Origin of the sequence: Pseudomonas sp. MWU16-30317 (genome assembly GCF_020515695.1) — a bacterium.
Lineage (GTDB): Bacteria > Pseudomonadota > Gammaproteobacteria > Pseudomonadales > Pseudomonadaceae > Aquipseudomonas.
In genome coordinates, this window is sequence record NZ_JAIWJA010000011.1 from 105,762 (window position 1) to 120,041 (window position 14,280).

Here is a 14,280-nt window from a genome sequence, read left to right on the forward strand (position 1 = left end):
GCAGAACACCCAAATCCCAAACTCCCAAGCCAGCGGGCCAAAAAGAAAAAAGCCCTGACACTCACGCGTCAGGGCTTCTTTCGTTACAGCATGTGCATCAATCCAACTTGTCACCCACGTGGAGGATCTTCATGCCATTGGTGCCACCGATCGTATGATAGGTATCACCCTTGGTGAGGATCACCCAATCGCCTGGCTCGACAACGCCACGCTTGAGCAGCTCGTTGACCGCTGCCTGGCTGACTTCGCTGTGGGGCATCGACGACGGATCGAAAGCCACCGGGTACACGCCGCGGAACATGGCCGCGCGGGCCTGGGTGCCACGGAGCGGCGAGAACGCGTAGATCGGCACCGAGGAACGCAGGCGCGACATGATCAACGGGGTGTAGCCGCTCTCGGTCAGGGCGATGATGGCCTTGACGCCCTTGAGGTGGTTGGCCGTGTACATGGCCGCCAACGCGATGCTTTCGTCCGGACGGGTGAACTCGGTGTACAGGCGGTGGCTGGATTTCTTGCCGGTAGGGTGCTTTTCGGCGCCCAGGCACACACGGGCCATGGCCTGAACCGCTTCGATCGGGTACGAACCTGCAGCGCTTTCAGCCGACAGCATCACGGCGTCGGTGTTGTCCAGCACGGCGTTGGCGACGTCGGACACTTCGGCACGGGTCGGCATCGGGTTCTGGATCATCGACTCCATCATCTGGGTCGCAACGATCACCGCCTTGTTGTGGCGACGGGCGTGCTGGATGATCTTTTTCTGGATGCCAATGAGCTCGGCGTCACCGATTTCCACGCCCAGGTCGCCGCGGGCAACCATGACCGCATCGCTGGCCTTGATCAGGCCGTCGAGGGCTTCGTCGTCGGCGACCGCTTCGGCGCGTTCGATCTTGGCCACCAGCCAGGCAGTGCCGCCGGACTCGTCACGCAGGCGACGGGCGTATTCCATGTCGGCAGCGTCACGGGGGAAGGACACCGCGAGGTAATCGACTTCCATTTCCGCAGCGAGCTTGATGTCAGCCTTGTCCTTTTCGGTCAGGGCGGGCGCGGTCAGGCCGCCACCCCGGCGGTTGATGCCTTTGTGGTCGGACAGCGGGCCGCCGACCAGTACCGAGCAATGCAGGGCATCGCCAGTCGCAGTCTCGACACGCATGACCACGCGGCCATCGTCGAGCAGCAGCTCGTCGCCCACGCCGCAGTCCTTGACCAGGTCCGGGTAGTCGATACCGACGACTTCCTGGGTGCCTTCGGTCAGCGGATGGCTGGTGGAAAAGGTGAACAAGTCACCGACTTTAAGCTCGATCCGCTTGTTGGCGAACTTGGCAATGCGGATTTTCGGGCCCTGAAGGTCACCGAGAATCGCCACATGCCGGCCGTGCTTGGCCGCGATTTCGCGAATCAGGCGCGCGCGAGCCTTATGCTCGTCTGGCGTGCCATGGGAAAAATTCAGACGGGCGACATCCAGGCCAGCCAGAATCAACTGTTCGATCACTTCCGGCGAGTTGCTCGCAGGGCCAAGGGTGGCAACGATTTTTGTACGGCGAACGGTCATGCACTGACTCCTTTATTGAAGCGCAGCGCAAGGCTACTCCTCAATCGCCCTGTAGTCATTGTTGTGCTGCACTACGAGGCATTGATTGTGATGATGGAAGTGGGGCTACAGCAATTGACGAGCCATTATGGCTGAAGTTTTTCCCGGATGAGTCGATACACTGCCAAGTACAGGAGAACCCCCATGCGCCTTTTTCTCGTTTTTGCCGTCACCCTCAGCCTGGTGGGCTGCACCCGCTATGCGATGAACACCCATCTGAACAAAGCCTATCTAGCTTACGACTCGGGTGATTGCGCGACTGTGACACTGGAATTGTCCAAGGTCGACCGCGACAGCCGTGCGCGCCCTTATGTATGGCCGGAGGTGTCGATGCTGCGAGGCCAATGCCTGGAGCGCCAGAACCTGTTCGTCGATGCCGCCCAGACCTATCAATACATCATTACCCAGTTCCCGCAGAGCGAATATGCCTATCGCGCCCAGGCGCGACTGGTAACGCTGGAGCAGCTGGGGCACTATCGTCCTGGCAGCAGCCCGGTACAAGTCCGACCAGTGGCGTACTAGAGAGCTGCATTGGCAGATGGCATTAGGCTAGCTATGCGCTAGTCTCTCTATCAGGATGTATTGACCGAGGTTGCAATTTTCGGTGGGCCGTATGGTCCACTTTACTATTCAGACCCCCAACACAGTGACGCGAGCATGTTTATCGAACGCCGAATCGAACGACATCAGTTGCCGTATTTTCTGAAAGTCTTCAACCGTCATACCGACCAGCCCATGGGCTACCTGGGCAATGTCTCGGAAACCGGGCTGATGCTCATCAGCCAGTTGCCATTGCTGGTAGGGCCCGTGTTCGCCTTGCAGATCAAGGTGCCCGAGAATGATGGCAGCGTGAAGCTCATCGATCTCGATGCCCATTGCCTGTGGTCCCGCGAGGATGCCACGCCTGGCAACTACGACTCCGGGTTCAAGCTGGTCAGCACGCCCCCGGAATACGAGCAGTTGGTCAGCGCCCTGCGCGGGTATTTCAGCTTTCGCCCCATGAGCGCCTCCGCCTGATCGGTGCTTGCCGAGCCGCTATAGCAGTCCGGCTTTCTTCCAGCTCAGATACCGGCTGATCAGTCCAGCCCCCAGCTCGGCTGGTCTGGCGTCCATGAGCGCCACGCCGTGGGCCTTGAGGCTGTCGTTAAGCGTGTCGCGAGTCTGCAGATAATCCACCGCCCCGCAGTAATCCAGTGCCTGCTGCCAGGTGTGCAGTGGCGCTTCCCGGATCTGATCCAGTACGCCTTCGCGCAGGCTGGCGACCAATACTCGATGGTAGCGCCCGATCTGCTTGACGGCGCTGAGCAGTTGTTCGTCGTCTTCGTCACCCAGGTTGCTGACCAGTACCACCAAAGCGCGACGGCGCTGGCGCTGCAGCAACTGGCGAGCTGCTTCGCTGAAGTCGGCCTGGTGCCGAGAGGTTTCGAGGTCGTGGACGGCATCGAGCAGGACGTTGAGTTGGCGTTGGCCTTTTTGCGGCGCTACGAAGCGCGGCGGCTCGCTGGCGAATGTCAGCAGGCCGACCGCGTCGCCCTGACGCAGCGCCACGTGACTGAGCAGCAGACAGGCGTTGAGGGCGTGGTCGAAATGGCTGAGGCTGTCGTCCTGGCTGCGCATGCGCCGACCGCAGTCGAGCAGAAAGATGATTTGCTGGTCTCGCTCGTCTTCATATTCGCGCACGATCGGTCGGCTGTGCCGCGCCGTTGCCTTCCAGTCGATCTGGCGCAGGCTGTCGCCGTCGCGCAGTTCACGCAGTTGATTGAACTCCATGCCCTGACCGCGGCGCGGTTGCTGGCGTACGCCCAGTTGATTCAGCCAGCTGTCCACGGCTGACAGGCGATCGCCTTGCAGGCCGGCGAAGTCGGGGTACACGCGCGGCTGGTCGGCGAGGGGCAACGCCCGTGCCTGGCGCCAAAGCCCCAAGGGGCTGAGCAGCTCCACCTCGCAGTGGCTGAACGGCTGGGGGCCGCGTCGTTGTGGGCAGATGCGGTAACTCACGCGAGTGGATTGTTCCGGTTGCAAGGTTACCGCGCGGGGCAAGCCCTCGAACTGCAGGCCGGGGGGCACATGATCGAAGACGCTGACCTGCAGTGGGCGTTTGCCCGCAGGCTGCAGGGTCAGCTCGACCTCGGCCCACCGCGCCAACGCCAGGCTTGCGGGCAGCCGGCGGGTGGCAAGGGGCGAGGGCAGGCGTGCCAGCCACAAGGCATCGCCCAAGGCCGCCAGCAGCAGTAGCACGAGCGCGCTCCAGGCGACCGCATCCATGGTGGTTTCGTCCAGCCAGCCCAGGGCCTTGGCGCTGCCTATCGATATCAGCGCCAGCAAGGGCACAAGCAGCCAGGCGAGCAGTCGGCGGGCGGGGCGGATCAGCATGGGCGGCGCCTCACACCCGCGGCGCCGGCACTTGGTCGAGCAACTGTTGCAACAGCTGATCGACTTCCATGCCGTCGATTTCCAGCTCTGCCGACAGACGCACGCGGTGGCGCAGCACCGCCAGTGCACAGCCCTTGACGTCGTCCGGCAGCACGAACTCGCCACCGCGCATCAGCGCCCGCGCCCGCGCACCCCGCACCAGCGCGATGGAGGCACGCGGGCCGGCACCGAGGATCAGCCCTGGCCAGGTGCGGGTCGCGCGGGCCAGACGCACGGCGTAATCGAGCACGCGCTCGTCCATCGGCAATTCGCTGGCCAGGCGCTGAAGGATGACCACGTCCTTGGCCACCAGGACCTGACGCACCGGCTGCACATCAAGCATGTCGGCACGGGTCGAGCGGGTGACCTGGCGGACCATGGCCAGCTCCTGCTCGGCATCGGGATAGCCCAGACGCAACTTGAGCATGAAGCGGTCGAGTTCGGCCTCGGGCAGCGGATAGGTGCCTTCCTGCTCGATGGGGTTCTGGGTCGCCAGCACCATGAACGGCTGGGCGATCGGCAGGGCCGTGCCTTCCAGAGTGACCTGGCGCTCCTGCATGGCTTCGAGCAACGCGGCCTGGGTCTTGGCCGGCGCGCGGTTGATTTCATCGGCCAGCAGCAGATGGGTGAACACCGGGCCCTTGCGCAGGTTGAACTGCTCGCTCTGGCGGTCGTACACGGCATGCCCGGTGATGTCGCTGGGCATCAGGTCGGGGGTGAACTGGATGCGCGCGAAATCGCCGGCGAAGCAGCGCGCCAGGGCTCGTACCAGCAGGGTCTTGCCCAGGCCGGGGACGCCTTCGATCAGCACGTGGCCGCCCGCCAGCAACGCGGTCAGGACGTCATCGATCACCGCATCCTGGCCGATCAGCACCCTGCGCAATTCGTGTTGCAAGGCGTGGATGCGCTTGGTGGCGCGCTGACGTTGTTGGGCGGCATGTTCTTCTTCGGTTTCTGGGGCGGCGGGTTGCGGTGCGGGAGTCTGGTGATCGCTAATATCTGCCGCATCGGCATCCACGGGCGCAGGTGCCTCATCGACCGCAGGCGCGCCGGACTCGCCGTCCAGATGCGCGTCGGGTGCGGCGACGCTGTGCTCGGGGGCATCCAGGCCGGTGTCGGTCAGGTGTTCGTGGTGTTCGTGTGGCGCATCGCGCTCGCTGGGCTCAGCGTGCTCATCGAGTGGCGGCTTGCGGTCGTCGGTCATAGGGCATTCCTGATGCGTTGCAAATAGCCCACTTGGCGGGTGAATTCGCTTTGGGACATCTTTTGCGCCGGACGCGGGCGCAAGGCCTGGCCCACCGCGCTGGGAGTTTCGCCGGTCAGCCGGGCCAGGACGTGCCATTGCTCGGCGATGGGCAGGCGTTCGAAGCCAGGATGGCGTTGGCGTGCGCGGCGCACGATGTCGTGCTGCAGGCTGCGCAGCAGGCGCTGATGGCCACCGTGGCGGAGCATGAATTCGGCGCTGGCGTGCAGGTATTCGCGCAGTTGTCGGCGCGCCAATGGCGCGGGCTGGCTAACCGGGCCATGGCGCGCGCCGCTGTACCAGGCAAACAGCAGCAGCCACACCAGCAACAGCGTCAGAGCTTGTGGGAAATAGCGCCACAGCTGGCTGGCCAGCGTGTCGTGCTCGGTCTGGTAGATCAGCGCCACGTCGCGGTTCTGGTTCAGGTACCAGAGCAGCCAGGCGTTGTCGTAGCGAATCAGCGAAGAGTTGCGCCATAGATCGGCATCGGTGACCACGGTGATCAGCCCGGCGCCGTAGTCCAGCTGCATCAGGTGGGTGGAATCGCTGCTGTTGGCCCACGAGCGAGTGATGTCGGTGGGGTCTTCGAGGTGGAAGGCCGGATTGAAGCTGAAGTACGCCGGCGCCTCTTCGTTGTCCAGATACAGCTTGGTCAGGCGCGGATAGGGATCGTCGGTCGGCTCGGCGGGCGGCAGCTTGCGGGTCTCATATTGGCGCAGTTGCAGGCGGTCAAGCAGCAGATCGCCGCTGCGGCCCTTGCGCTCGTCCCAGAGCGCTTCGGCGACGAACAGCAGGCGCCCGCCCTGGCGCACCCAGGCGAGGACTTGCTCGGCCTGGCGGGGTGTCATGCGACTGCGATCGCCCAGCAGCAACAGGCTGGTGGTAGCCGCAGGCAGGCGCGGCAGGATGTCGAGGCGGTTGGCCTGATCGACCCGCAAGCCGCGTTGGCGCAGGAAGCTCTGCGCTGCCAGGTACGGGTTGGCGGCTACTGCAGGGGCGGCGCCCTTGTCGACGGTTTCGCTGTAGCGCTCCAAATGCAGGGACAGGTAGATGCCCAGGGCGAGCAACGCCAGGGCAAGCATTAGCGTCACTATCAGATAGCGTGGCTGCGGTCGCCAGGCCGAGCTGCTCATGCCTGTACCTTCTTGTCGTGACTCGGCTTGTCGAACAGCGCTCGCCAGTCGGCCAGCAATTGCTGTTGCTGGACGATCGTGACTGGCCGGTGGCCATAAGCGAGGGCCTGCCAATGCTGGGTCAGGCGACGGCTGAAGTCTTCCAGCGCAGGCTGTCGCAGGCGGACGATCTGGGCGAGCACCTGGCCCTCGGTGTCAGCGCTGCGCAGCAGCAGATGATGATCGGTCTGCAGGCGCGACAGCAACCCGCGGTACAACAGGCTCAAGGCTTCCCGTGGCTGGCTCGCCCACAATTGTTCGGCGGTAGCCGCGATGTCCAGGGGCAGCACGCTGTCGGACACGATTGCCTGATGCTGTACCGGACTGGCAACAGGGCGAGGCTTGCGTCTTGGCTGCAGACGGCTGACCAGGGTCGCCAGCCATTCGCGCCGACGCCACACCAGTAGGATCGCCAGCGCCAGCAATAGCCCCCACAGCAGCACCTCGACGACCTTGGCCAGCCGTTGCGGCCAGACGGGCAAGTGCGGTGTCAGCGTTGCCGCGGGCAGGTGGGTGTCGTTTTTGTCGTCGGATTTCCAGCGCCAGCGATTGACGGTCTGCATGTTCTTGAACGGCGGCGCCTGCACGATGGACTGCGCCGTCTGCCGCGCCACTTGGCTGGTCAGCGCCTGGTGCAGCAGGCGCGGGCTTTGCGGGCCGGCGACGGTGTCAGCCGGGGCCAGCGGCGAGGGGGGCAAAGGCACCGTGGTCAGGGGCGTCGGGGTCAAGGGCGTCGGCGCCGCTGCCTGGGAGGGGGCCGTCGACGCTGGAATGGTCATCAGCGGGACGGGTTGCGCCCAGGCTTCGTGGCTAGGATTGGTCAGGGCGGTCAGCACTGCCAGTGTCGCCAGCAGGGCTGGGGTTTTGCCGACGCCGCTGGCGAGGCGCTGGCGCAAGCGCCGGAACTGCAACTCGATGTCCCAGGCTTCCAGTACGGTGCGCCGATTGAGGTAGAGGGTAAAGCCACAGGCCACGTAGATCGGGTCCCAGATCAGCAGGATCACTACATAGAAGGCGTTGCGCAGGTGGATCAGCCAGGGCGCTTCGACATACTTCGCATCGAGTACCAGTTGCTGGTCGGCGAAAGAGCTGAAGGCATGGGGCGTGAGCATGTACAGCAAGCCCACGGCGCCCAGGCTCAGGATCAATTCCAGATGAATGCCCACCAGCGTCAGCCAGCGCGCGGCGCCACCGTTCTGACGGCGTAACACTGCCAGGCGGCGCAAACGCTGTTGGCCGCCCAGGCCTTCGAGTTGCAGCACCGGCAGGGTAAAACTGCGGCTCAGGCTCAAGCGCCGCCAGGTCAGGCTGGCCAGCAGTTGCGGGCGCAGCAGGCGCACCCATTGGCGTAAAGCCTGGCGCACGCTGGGCGCGGCCCCGAACAGTGACTGCGCGAGAATGTGCAGCGGCAAGCGCTCGAAAGCGGGCTTGAGCCACCAGATCAGGGCAATGACGATGCTCGGGTGATCCCACAGCAGCAGCGTCAGCAGCGCGAACAACGGCACGGTGGCGATCGCCCAGCTGCTCAGTAACAGGCGCCAGTGCCGCGCCGCGAGCAGTACGCCGAGGTCGATGGCTTCCCATGGATTGCGCGGGCGGATGACCAGGGTGGTTTCATTCAGCTGCATGCTGACCTCGGCCGGCACGGCTCAAGTAAAGCATCAGCAACAGCCACAGCGTGGCCCCTACGGCATATTTCAACGCGGGCGCTATGGCCGTCTTGGCCGACCAGTACGCCTCGACGAATGCTGCGAGCAGGAGCATCAACAAGGCGCCGTAGACCAGCTGCATGCTGGCTCTGGCGGCCACCCGCAATGCCTCGCCGCGGGTAAGCCGCCCCGGGGCGATCAGCGCCCAGCCGATGCCCAGCCCGGCGGCGCCGGCCAACACGATGGCGGGCAGTTCGAACGCGCTGTGGCCGATCACGAACGACCAGAAGGTCTGGCCCGAGCCGATGTGGGTGAGATGGCCCGCGGCGGCGCCGATGGTCAAACCATTGAACATCAGGAAAAACACACTGCCCAGGCCCGCGAGCAAGCCGCCGGCGAACGTCTGGAAGGCAATGCCGACGTTGTTCATCACGTAAAAGCCGAACATCTGCCAGTCCTGAGCAGCAGGGCGCTCGGCACCTAGGCCCAGACGACTCAGTTGCGGATCATATTGATGCTCCATGGCGCTGACCTGGGCCGGGTCGAGCAGGCTGTAGACTTGTTCCGGGCAGCAGTAGATCCACAGCGCCGAGCCCAGCAGCGTCAGCCCCAGCAGCAGCCCGGCCAGCAGTACCAGGCGCCATTGGCTGCGCACCTGGCGAGGGAAGTCGGCCAGCACGAAGGCGACTATCTGCGTGCCAACCTGGCTGCGGTGGCGGTAGAGCTGGCGATGGCCACGCAGGACCAACTGCTCCAGGTGGTCGACCAGGCGGCTGCTGTAGCCGCGCGAACGGGCCAGCGCCAGATGTTGGCACAGGCGCCGATAGTCGTGGCTGAAACCCTCGCTGTGGGCGGTGCGTGCCTTGCCGCTCTCCAAGGCCTTCAGGCGCAGGCTGAAGGCTTGCCAGAGTGGTTGATGGCGAGTTTCGAAAGGCTGCTGTTTCATGTCGGCCCCAACAAGCCCTGTGCCAGGCTGTCGAGCCGGGTGCGGGCGAGGGACGCCGAGCTGACGCCCAGCGGTTCGGCCAGAATGATTGCCAGTTCATCGGCGCGGGCACGGCTCAGTTGCTCCTGGCGTTCGGCGAAACCCAGGATCGCGCGCTGATCGGCCAGTGTCAGGGTAAAGGTCGGCAGCAGTGGCGCGGCGGCCAGCCGGGGCGGTGCCGGGCTGGGTGGCTGATCCTGGTAGACCACCATACTGCCCGCCGCGAGGTCTCCGAGGCGCCGAAAAGCCGGCTGATACAGGCAGCACAGCGCACCCAGGCAATAGCCGAGGGGCAGCAGGTCGACGACACGCAGCAGATTGCGAATCAGCGACGCCGACCAGCCCACGGCGGTGCCGTCTTCCATGACCACCGCGAGCTTCATCCATTGCTTGCCCGGTGTACGTCCTTGATTGAGTACTTCGAACAGCACCATGTACCACCAGTTGAGCAGAAACAACAGCAAGGCACCCAGGCCCATGCCAAACTCGCCCAGCGCGTCCAGCAAGAAATACAGGCCGATCAGCAAGGCGCCGCGAATCAGCAGGTCGATGCTGAACGCGATGGCCCGGACCACCAGCCCGGCCGGCCTCAGGATCAAATCGATCCCCTCGGGGGTTTCCACCGCCTGGCGGGTATCCAGGGGCAGCGTTGCATTCCTTGGCGTTGCTGAAGTCTGGGGCATCGGAGTCTTGGCGTCTGCGCAGAGGGCACTCAAGTCACCGACGATACCTGTCTGCGCGCCCGCTGCCCAGCGCCCGCTGGCCCTGTCACCGGGCAAAGCCTAGAATTCCCGCAAACTTTGTACAGGACCACCCCGTGACCACGAGCATTTTCTGGTACGACTACGAAACCACCGGTATCAACCCGCGCAGCGACCGGCCGTTGCAGGTGGCGGGTATTCGTACCGATGTCGACCTCAACGAAATCGCCGCCCCGGTCAATCTCTACTGTCGGCCCAGCGACGACATCCTGCCCCATCCCATGGCCTGCATGATCACCGGTATCACCCCCCAGCGCCTGGCCGAGTCCGGGCTGGGCGAAGCCGAGTTCATGACTCGGGTGCACGCCGAACTCTCGGCGCCGGGGACCTGCGGGGCCGGTTACAACACCTTGCGTTTCGATGATGAGATGACCCGTTACAGTCTTTATCGCAACTTCTTCGACCCCTATGCGCGGGAGTGGCAGGGCGGTAACAGCCGCTGGGACCTGATCGACGTGGTGCGCACCGCTTATGCCTTGCGCCCCGAGGGTATCGAATGGCCGCAGCATGACGGCCGCGTCAGTCTCAAGTTGGAGCTTTTGACGGCGGCCAATGGCCTTGAACATGGCCAGGCCCACGATGCCTTGTCGGATGTTCGAGCGACCATTGCCATGGCGCGACGGGTACGCGATCGCCAGCCGCGGTTATATCAATGGCTGTTCGAGTTGCGCAGTAAACACAAAGTGCAAGAGCAAATACGCTTGTTGCAGCCATTGGTACATATTTCCGGGCGCTTCTCGGCGGCGCGTCATTACTTGGGGGTGGTATTGCCACTGGCCTGGCACCCGCGCAATCGCAACGCCCTGATCGTCTGCGACTTGCACCTGGACCCGCAGGGCATGTGGCAAGACAGCGCCGACTCTTTGAAGGCGCGCTTGTACACCCGAAGCGAAGACCTGCCAGAAGGGCAACTGCCAGTGCCTTTGAAGTTGGTACAGATCAATCGTTGCCCTGTGTTGGCGCCACTCAGTGTGTTGCGCCCTGAAAATATCGAGCGATTGCAACTGAACTTGCCGTTGTATGAAGCACGGGCCGCCGCGTTGCGCGAACATCAGGCTGTTTGGCAGGAGCATCTCGGATTGATTTATCAGGACGAGAAGTTCGATGCGGTCGAAGACCCCGAGCAGCAGTTGTACGATGGATTTATTGGGGATCGTGACCGTCGGCTATGCGAGCAGCTGCGATTGGCTGAACCGGAAACACTTTCTTCGTCGCGCTGGATGTTCGATGACGGGCGTTTGCCGGAGCTGCTCAAACGTTATCGGGCACGTAACTTTGCCGATACCTTGAATAGCGCTGAACATGAGGCATGGCTGGCATTCTGTCGCGATCGCCTGACCCGTCCGCAGGCGGGGGCGCCTCATACGCTGGAGGCGTTCGACCTGGCCATGCTGGAGGCGCTGCCCCGTGCTGATGGCGAGCAGCAGGCTGTATTGCAACAGTGGCAGGCCTATGCCCAGGCATTGCGCACCAAGTTGCAGATATGAACAGCAGTCATTGAGGCAATAAAAAACGCCAGCAAGCTGGCGTTTTTTATCAATTGTAACCAGCTGAATTAACCCAGCAGGTTTGCCCAGCTTTCAACCACATCACCGCCCCACTTGGCTTTCCATTCTTTCAGGGTCTTGTGGTTGCCGCCTTTGGTTTCGATGATTTCGCCATTGTGCGGGTTTTTGTACTGCTTGACCTTGCGCGCGCGCTTGGTGCCAGTGACTTTGGCAGCGCCGCTACGGGGTGCCTTGTTGAACTTGGCTTCTGGGTCCAGCAGGGCAACGATGTCACGCAGCGATTTTTGATATTCGCCCATCAGCGTGCGCAGCTTGCCTTCGAATTCCAGTTCGGTTTGCAGTTTGTCGTCTTGCGACAGGTTCTTCAAACGCGCTTGCAGTTCTTTGATGGCTTCTTCTGTGGCGCGGTATTCGTTGATCAGGGACATATTGATGACCTTCGCAATTCAGGGTGGCAGGGAGTCGATGACTCAATAATAGACACTGTATTTAATGAAGTAAACATCCAATCAGCAACGCGACAAAATAAGCTGCCTGCGCTAATTACAGGCGACTCTGCTGAGAAATGAATGTTGCTAAAAAATAATTGCAAAAGGTTTCACGTTGCGAACGGGTTGAAGGGTCGATTAAACAAACTGTTCAGATCGTTTATACGCGCGGCTACCCTTGCAATCAGGTCCGTCCTGCGCATTGATCGCAGCGGGTCGTCGGCACCGCTGGAGTTTTGCCCCGCAGTCGCTAGAATGGCGGCCTTTGCGAAGTTCTGGAGTTTAGCTAATGCGCACTTTTCGGCTGGTCATCGCGTGCCCCGACCGCGTCGGCATCGTGGCCAAAGTCAGTCACTTTCTGGCGTCCCATAATGGCTGGATCACCGAAGCCAGCCACCACTCCGATGATCAGAGTGGCTGGTTTTTCATGCGTCATGAAATTCGCGCCGACAGCTTGCCATTTGGTATCGAGGCATTTCGAGAGGCTTTCGCGCCGATCGCCGACGAGTTCTCCATGGTCTGGCGGGTCACCGATACCGATCAGAAAAAACGCGTGGTGCTGATGGCCAGTCGCGAGTCCCACTGCCTGGCAGATCTGTTGCACCGCTGGCACAGCGACGAACTGGACTGCGCTATCGCCTGTGTGATTTCCAACCACGACGATCTGCGCAGCATGGTCGAGTGGCATGGCATTCCTTACTACCATATTCCTGTCGACCCCAAGGACAAGCAGCCGGCCTTTGCCGAGGTGTCGCGCCGTGTTGCCGAGCATCAGGCCGACGTGGTGGTGCTGGCGCGCTACATGCAGATCCTGCCGCCACAGCTATGCCAGGAATACGCGCAGAAGGTCATCAACATCCACCACAGCTTCTTGCCGTCTTTCGTGGGCGCCAAGCCTTACCACCAGGCGTCGATGCGCGGCGTGAAGCTGATTGGCGCGACCTGCCACTATGTAACCGAAGAGCTCGATGCCGGGCCGATCATCGAGCAGGACGTGGTGCGTGTCAGCCATAGCGACAGCATCGAGGACATGGTCCGCTTCGGTCGCGATGTCGAGAAGATGGTGCTGGCGCGCGGCTTGCGTTATCACCTCGAAGACCGTGTACTGGTGCACGGCAACAAGACGGTGGTGTTCTAACCGATTTGAAGCGAGGAGGTTGCGATGAGTGATCCACGTGACAAGGCAGCCTCCAAAGCCCCACCCACCTTGGGTGAGGGCTGCTTGAGCCGCTACGACCCCGAGGCCCTCTCGGAAGACGACGGCACCGAGTTCCCTGGTGCCGCTGAACTCTGGGAACGCACCCAGCGTCCCCAGAAGCCTGCCGACTCCGACGACAGCACCGCCTAGCCGCGCTTGCGGCCCATCAATTTGCTCAGCAGCGGGCGCCCGAGCATCAGCACGAAGATCGGGCCGCCGACGATCAGATAGAAGTAATAGGTCACGCTGCGCCAGATCAGAATGGCGGCGGCCGCTGTCGATTTGCCGACCATCGGTGCCAGCAGCGCTGCGCTGGTGAGTTCGGCCGTGCCGGCGCCGCCGGGCAGCAGACTGAATTGCCCGGCGCTGAGTGAAAGGATCTGGATCAAAAAGCTCCACGCCCATTGAAAATCGACCCCCAGGCCCTGCAGCGCCAGGTACAGGATGCTGTAGCGCAGCCCCCAGTGCACGCAGGTCAGGCTGAACACCATGATCAGCGTGCTGCGCGGCAGCTTCAGGGCGTTCGTGAACGCCGCGATGAAGCGCAGCCATTTGCGCGTCCAGCGCCAGCGCGTGGAGGATTTGAGCCTTACCCGGCGCATCAGGCGGCCGATCAGCAGCATCACCTGGCGGTGCCAGAGCCCCAGCGCCACGCAACCGACCAGACTGCCCGCGACCAGGCAGGTGCTGATCACCAGCATCATCTGCTGGCTTTGGCTGATGCTATGGGCCAGCGCGTAAAACAGCACGCCGATGAGCGCACAGAGGAAGAACAGCAGATCGCTGAGTTGATCCATGGCGAACACCGCGCTGGCCTGGGCAGGCCGCACGCCATAGCGGCTCAGCAAGGCCATGATGGTCAACGGGCCGCCACTGCCGGCCGGGGTCGCGCACCAGGCGAACTCGGCGGACATCACCACGCCCAGGCTCTGCAGACGAGTGACCTGGCCGCGTTGATCGCCCAGCAGCAGGCGCAGGCGCAAGGTATTGAGGACCCAGCACCCAAGGATGATGCCGATCAGGCCGAGCATCCACGACAATGGAAAACTGCGCAGGCGCGCGAAGATCGCCGTGCCGCCCAGCAGCATGGGGATCAGTACCGCAGCGACGATCGCCACCAATAACCACGGCAGGCGCCTCATGCGAAGGTTCCGGTGATCGACACCGGCCACAGGGCGTTTGGCAGACAGACTGGGCGGGTGGGTAATAGGGGAAGAATCATCAGCACGGTTCGGCAAACTCTCGAGTCGGGGCAGTCCACAGGATTGACCTCCGG

The 14,280-nt window shown here is 62.9% G+C and carries 14 protein-coding genes; 5 read left to right on the top strand and 9 right to left on the bottom strand.

Annotated elements, in window-relative coordinates; all coding sequences use genetic code 11:
- Positions 1 to 97: 97 nt before the first annotated feature.
- Positions 98 to 1,549, bottom strand: a complete 1,452-nt coding sequence (gene pyk, locus LIX93_RS25295; RefSeq protein ID WP_226506807.1) for a pyruvate kinase — start codon at positions 1,547 to 1,549, stop codon at positions 98 to 100.
- A gap of 183 nt (positions 1,550 to 1,732) precedes the next feature.
- On the opposite strand from pyk, the gene LIX93_RS25300 reads away from it, so the two are divergent.
- Together LIX93_RS25300 and LIX93_RS25305 are read left to right on the top strand one after the other, a co-directional pair.
- Complete coding sequence (locus LIX93_RS25300) at positions 1,733 to 2,110, top strand: tetratricopeptide repeat protein (RefSeq protein WP_226506808.1); 378 nt, start codon at positions 1,733 to 1,735, stop codon at positions 2,108 to 2,110.
- A gap of 135 nt (positions 2,111 to 2,245) precedes the next feature.
- On the top strand, positions 2,246 to 2,605 hold the full coding sequence (locus tag LIX93_RS25305; protein ID WP_226506809.1) for a PilZ domain-containing protein: 360 nt from the start codon (positions 2,246 to 2,248) through the stop codon (positions 2,603 to 2,605).
- 18 nt (positions 2,606 to 2,623) lie between these two features.
- On the opposite strand, the gene LIX93_RS25310 is transcribed toward LIX93_RS25305, so the two are convergent.
- From LIX93_RS25310 to LIX93_RS25335, 6 genes are read right to left on the bottom strand one after another with little or no spacing between them, the layout of a single operon-like run.
- Positions 2,624 to 3,955: a DUF58 domain-containing protein gene (locus LIX93_RS25310; protein WP_226506889.1), complete on the bottom strand. Its 1,332-nt coding sequence runs from the start codon at positions 3,953 to 3,955 to the stop codon at positions 2,624 to 2,626.
- Between the two features lie 16 nt (positions 3,956 to 3,971).
- Positions 3,972 to 5,204 (bottom strand): MoxR family ATPase, encoded by a 1,233-nt coding sequence (locus LIX93_RS25315; RefSeq protein WP_226506810.1) that lies wholly within the window; start codon positions 5,202 to 5,204, stop codon positions 3,972 to 3,974.
- The gene (locus LIX93_RS25320) at positions 5,201 to 6,376 is read right to left on the bottom strand and encodes a DUF4350 domain-containing protein (RefSeq protein WP_226506811.1); all 1,176 of its coding nucleotides are present in this window, start codon (positions 6,374 to 6,376) and stop codon (positions 5,201 to 5,203) included. Before LIX93_RS25320 ends, LIX93_RS25315 begins: the two co-directional genes overlap by 4 nt.
- Positions 6,373 to 8,043, bottom strand: coding sequence for a DUF4129 domain-containing protein (locus LIX93_RS25325; protein WP_226506812.1), 1,671 nt, complete (start codon positions 8,041 to 8,043; stop codon positions 6,373 to 6,375). The genes LIX93_RS25320 and LIX93_RS25325 overlap by 4 nt, the downstream gene beginning before the upstream one ends.
- Positions 8,030 to 9,010 (bottom strand): stage II sporulation protein M, encoded by a 981-nt coding sequence (locus LIX93_RS25330; protein ID WP_226506813.1) that lies wholly within the window; start codon positions 9,008 to 9,010, stop codon positions 8,030 to 8,032. The genes LIX93_RS25325 and LIX93_RS25330 overlap by 14 nt, the downstream gene beginning before the upstream one ends.
- Positions 9,007 to 9,732 carry an RDD family protein gene (locus LIX93_RS25335; RefSeq protein ID WP_226506814.1) on the bottom strand — a complete coding sequence of 242 codons (726 nt, stop codon included), beginning with the start codon at positions 9,730 to 9,732 and terminating at the stop codon, positions 9,007 to 9,009. The genes LIX93_RS25330 and LIX93_RS25335 overlap by 4 nt, the downstream gene beginning before the upstream one ends.
- A gap of 134 nt (positions 9,733 to 9,866) precedes the next feature.
- Here LIX93_RS25335 and sbcB point away from each other — a divergent pair, with 134 nt between their 5' ends.
- Positions 9,867 to 11,297: an exodeoxyribonuclease I gene (sbcB, locus tag LIX93_RS25340; RefSeq protein WP_226506815.1), complete on the top strand. Its 1,431-nt coding sequence runs from the start codon at positions 9,867 to 9,869 to the stop codon at positions 11,295 to 11,297.
- A gap of 68 nt (positions 11,298 to 11,365) precedes the next feature.
- Here the strand turns inward: sbcB and mvaT are convergent, their stop codons facing one another.
- Positions 11,366 to 11,746: a histone-like nucleoid-structuring protein MvaT gene (gene mvaT, locus LIX93_RS25345; RefSeq protein ID WP_226506816.1), complete on the bottom strand. Its 381-nt coding sequence runs from the start codon at positions 11,744 to 11,746 to the stop codon at positions 11,366 to 11,368.
- A 349-nt stretch (positions 11,747 to 12,095) separates the two neighbouring features.
- Between mvaT and purU the strand changes: the two genes are divergently transcribed.
- Positions 12,096 to 12,944 (top strand): formyltetrahydrofolate deformylase, encoded by an 849-nt coding sequence (purU, locus tag LIX93_RS25350; protein ID WP_226506817.1) that lies wholly within the window; start codon positions 12,096 to 12,098, stop codon positions 12,942 to 12,944.
- A 24-nt stretch (positions 12,945 to 12,968) separates the two neighbouring features.
- The gene (locus LIX93_RS25355) at positions 12,969 to 13,154 is read left to right on the top strand and encodes a hypothetical protein (protein WP_226506818.1); all 186 of its coding nucleotides are present in this window, start codon (positions 12,969 to 12,971) and stop codon (positions 13,152 to 13,154) included.
- Here LIX93_RS25355 and LIX93_RS25360 read toward each other — a convergent pair.
- Positions 13,151 to 14,146, bottom strand: a complete 996-nt coding sequence (locus LIX93_RS25360; protein WP_226506819.1) for a lysylphosphatidylglycerol synthase transmembrane domain-containing protein — start codon at positions 14,144 to 14,146, stop codon at positions 13,151 to 13,153. The two genes, LIX93_RS25355 and LIX93_RS25360, sit on opposite strands and share 4 nt — an antisense overlap.
- Between the last annotated feature and the right edge of the window lie 134 nt (positions 14,147 to 14,280).

Coding starts and splice junctions, on each gene's coding strand:
- LIX93_RS25315 (WP_226506810.1), bottom strand. CDS start 5,204: ATGACCGACGACCGCAAGCCGCCACTCGATGAGCACGCTGAGCCCAGC.
- LIX93_RS25300 (WP_226506808.1), top strand. CDS start 1,733: ATGCGCCTTTTTCTCGTTTTTGCCGTCACCCTCAGCCTGGTGGGCTGC.
- mvaT (WP_226506816.1), bottom strand. CDS start 11,746: ATGTCCCTGATCAACGAATACCGCGCCACAGAAGAAGCCATCAAAGAA.
- pyk (WP_226506807.1), bottom strand. CDS start 1,549: ATGACCGTTCGCCGTACAAAAATCGTTGCCACCCTTGGCCCTGCGAGC.
- LIX93_RS25355 (WP_226506818.1), top strand. CDS start 12,969: ATGAGTGATCCACGTGACAAGGCAGCCTCCAAAGCCCCACCCACCTTG.
- LIX93_RS25330 (WP_226506813.1), bottom strand. CDS start 9,010: ATGAAACAGCAGCCTTTCGAAACTCGCCATCAACCACTCTGGCAAGCC.
- LIX93_RS25305 (WP_226506809.1), top strand. CDS start 2,246: ATGTTTATCGAACGCCGAATCGAACGACATCAGTTGCCGTATTTTCTG.
- purU (WP_226506817.1), top strand. CDS start 12,096: ATGCGCACTTTTCGGCTGGTCATCGCGTGCCCCGACCGCGTCGGCATC.
- LIX93_RS25320 (WP_226506811.1), bottom strand. CDS start 6,376: ATGAGCAGCTCGGCCTGGCGACCGCAGCCACGCTATCTGATAGTGACG.
- LIX93_RS25325 (WP_226506812.1), bottom strand. CDS start 8,043: ATGCAGCTGAATGAAACCACCCTGGTCATCCGCCCGCGCAATCCATGG.
- LIX93_RS25335 (WP_226506814.1), bottom strand. CDS start 9,732: ATGCCCCAGACTTCAGCAACGCCAAGGAATGCAACGCTGCCCCTGGAT.
- LIX93_RS25360 (WP_226506819.1), bottom strand. CDS start 14,146: ATGAGGCGCCTGCCGTGGTTATTGGTGGCGATCGTCGCTGCGGTACTG.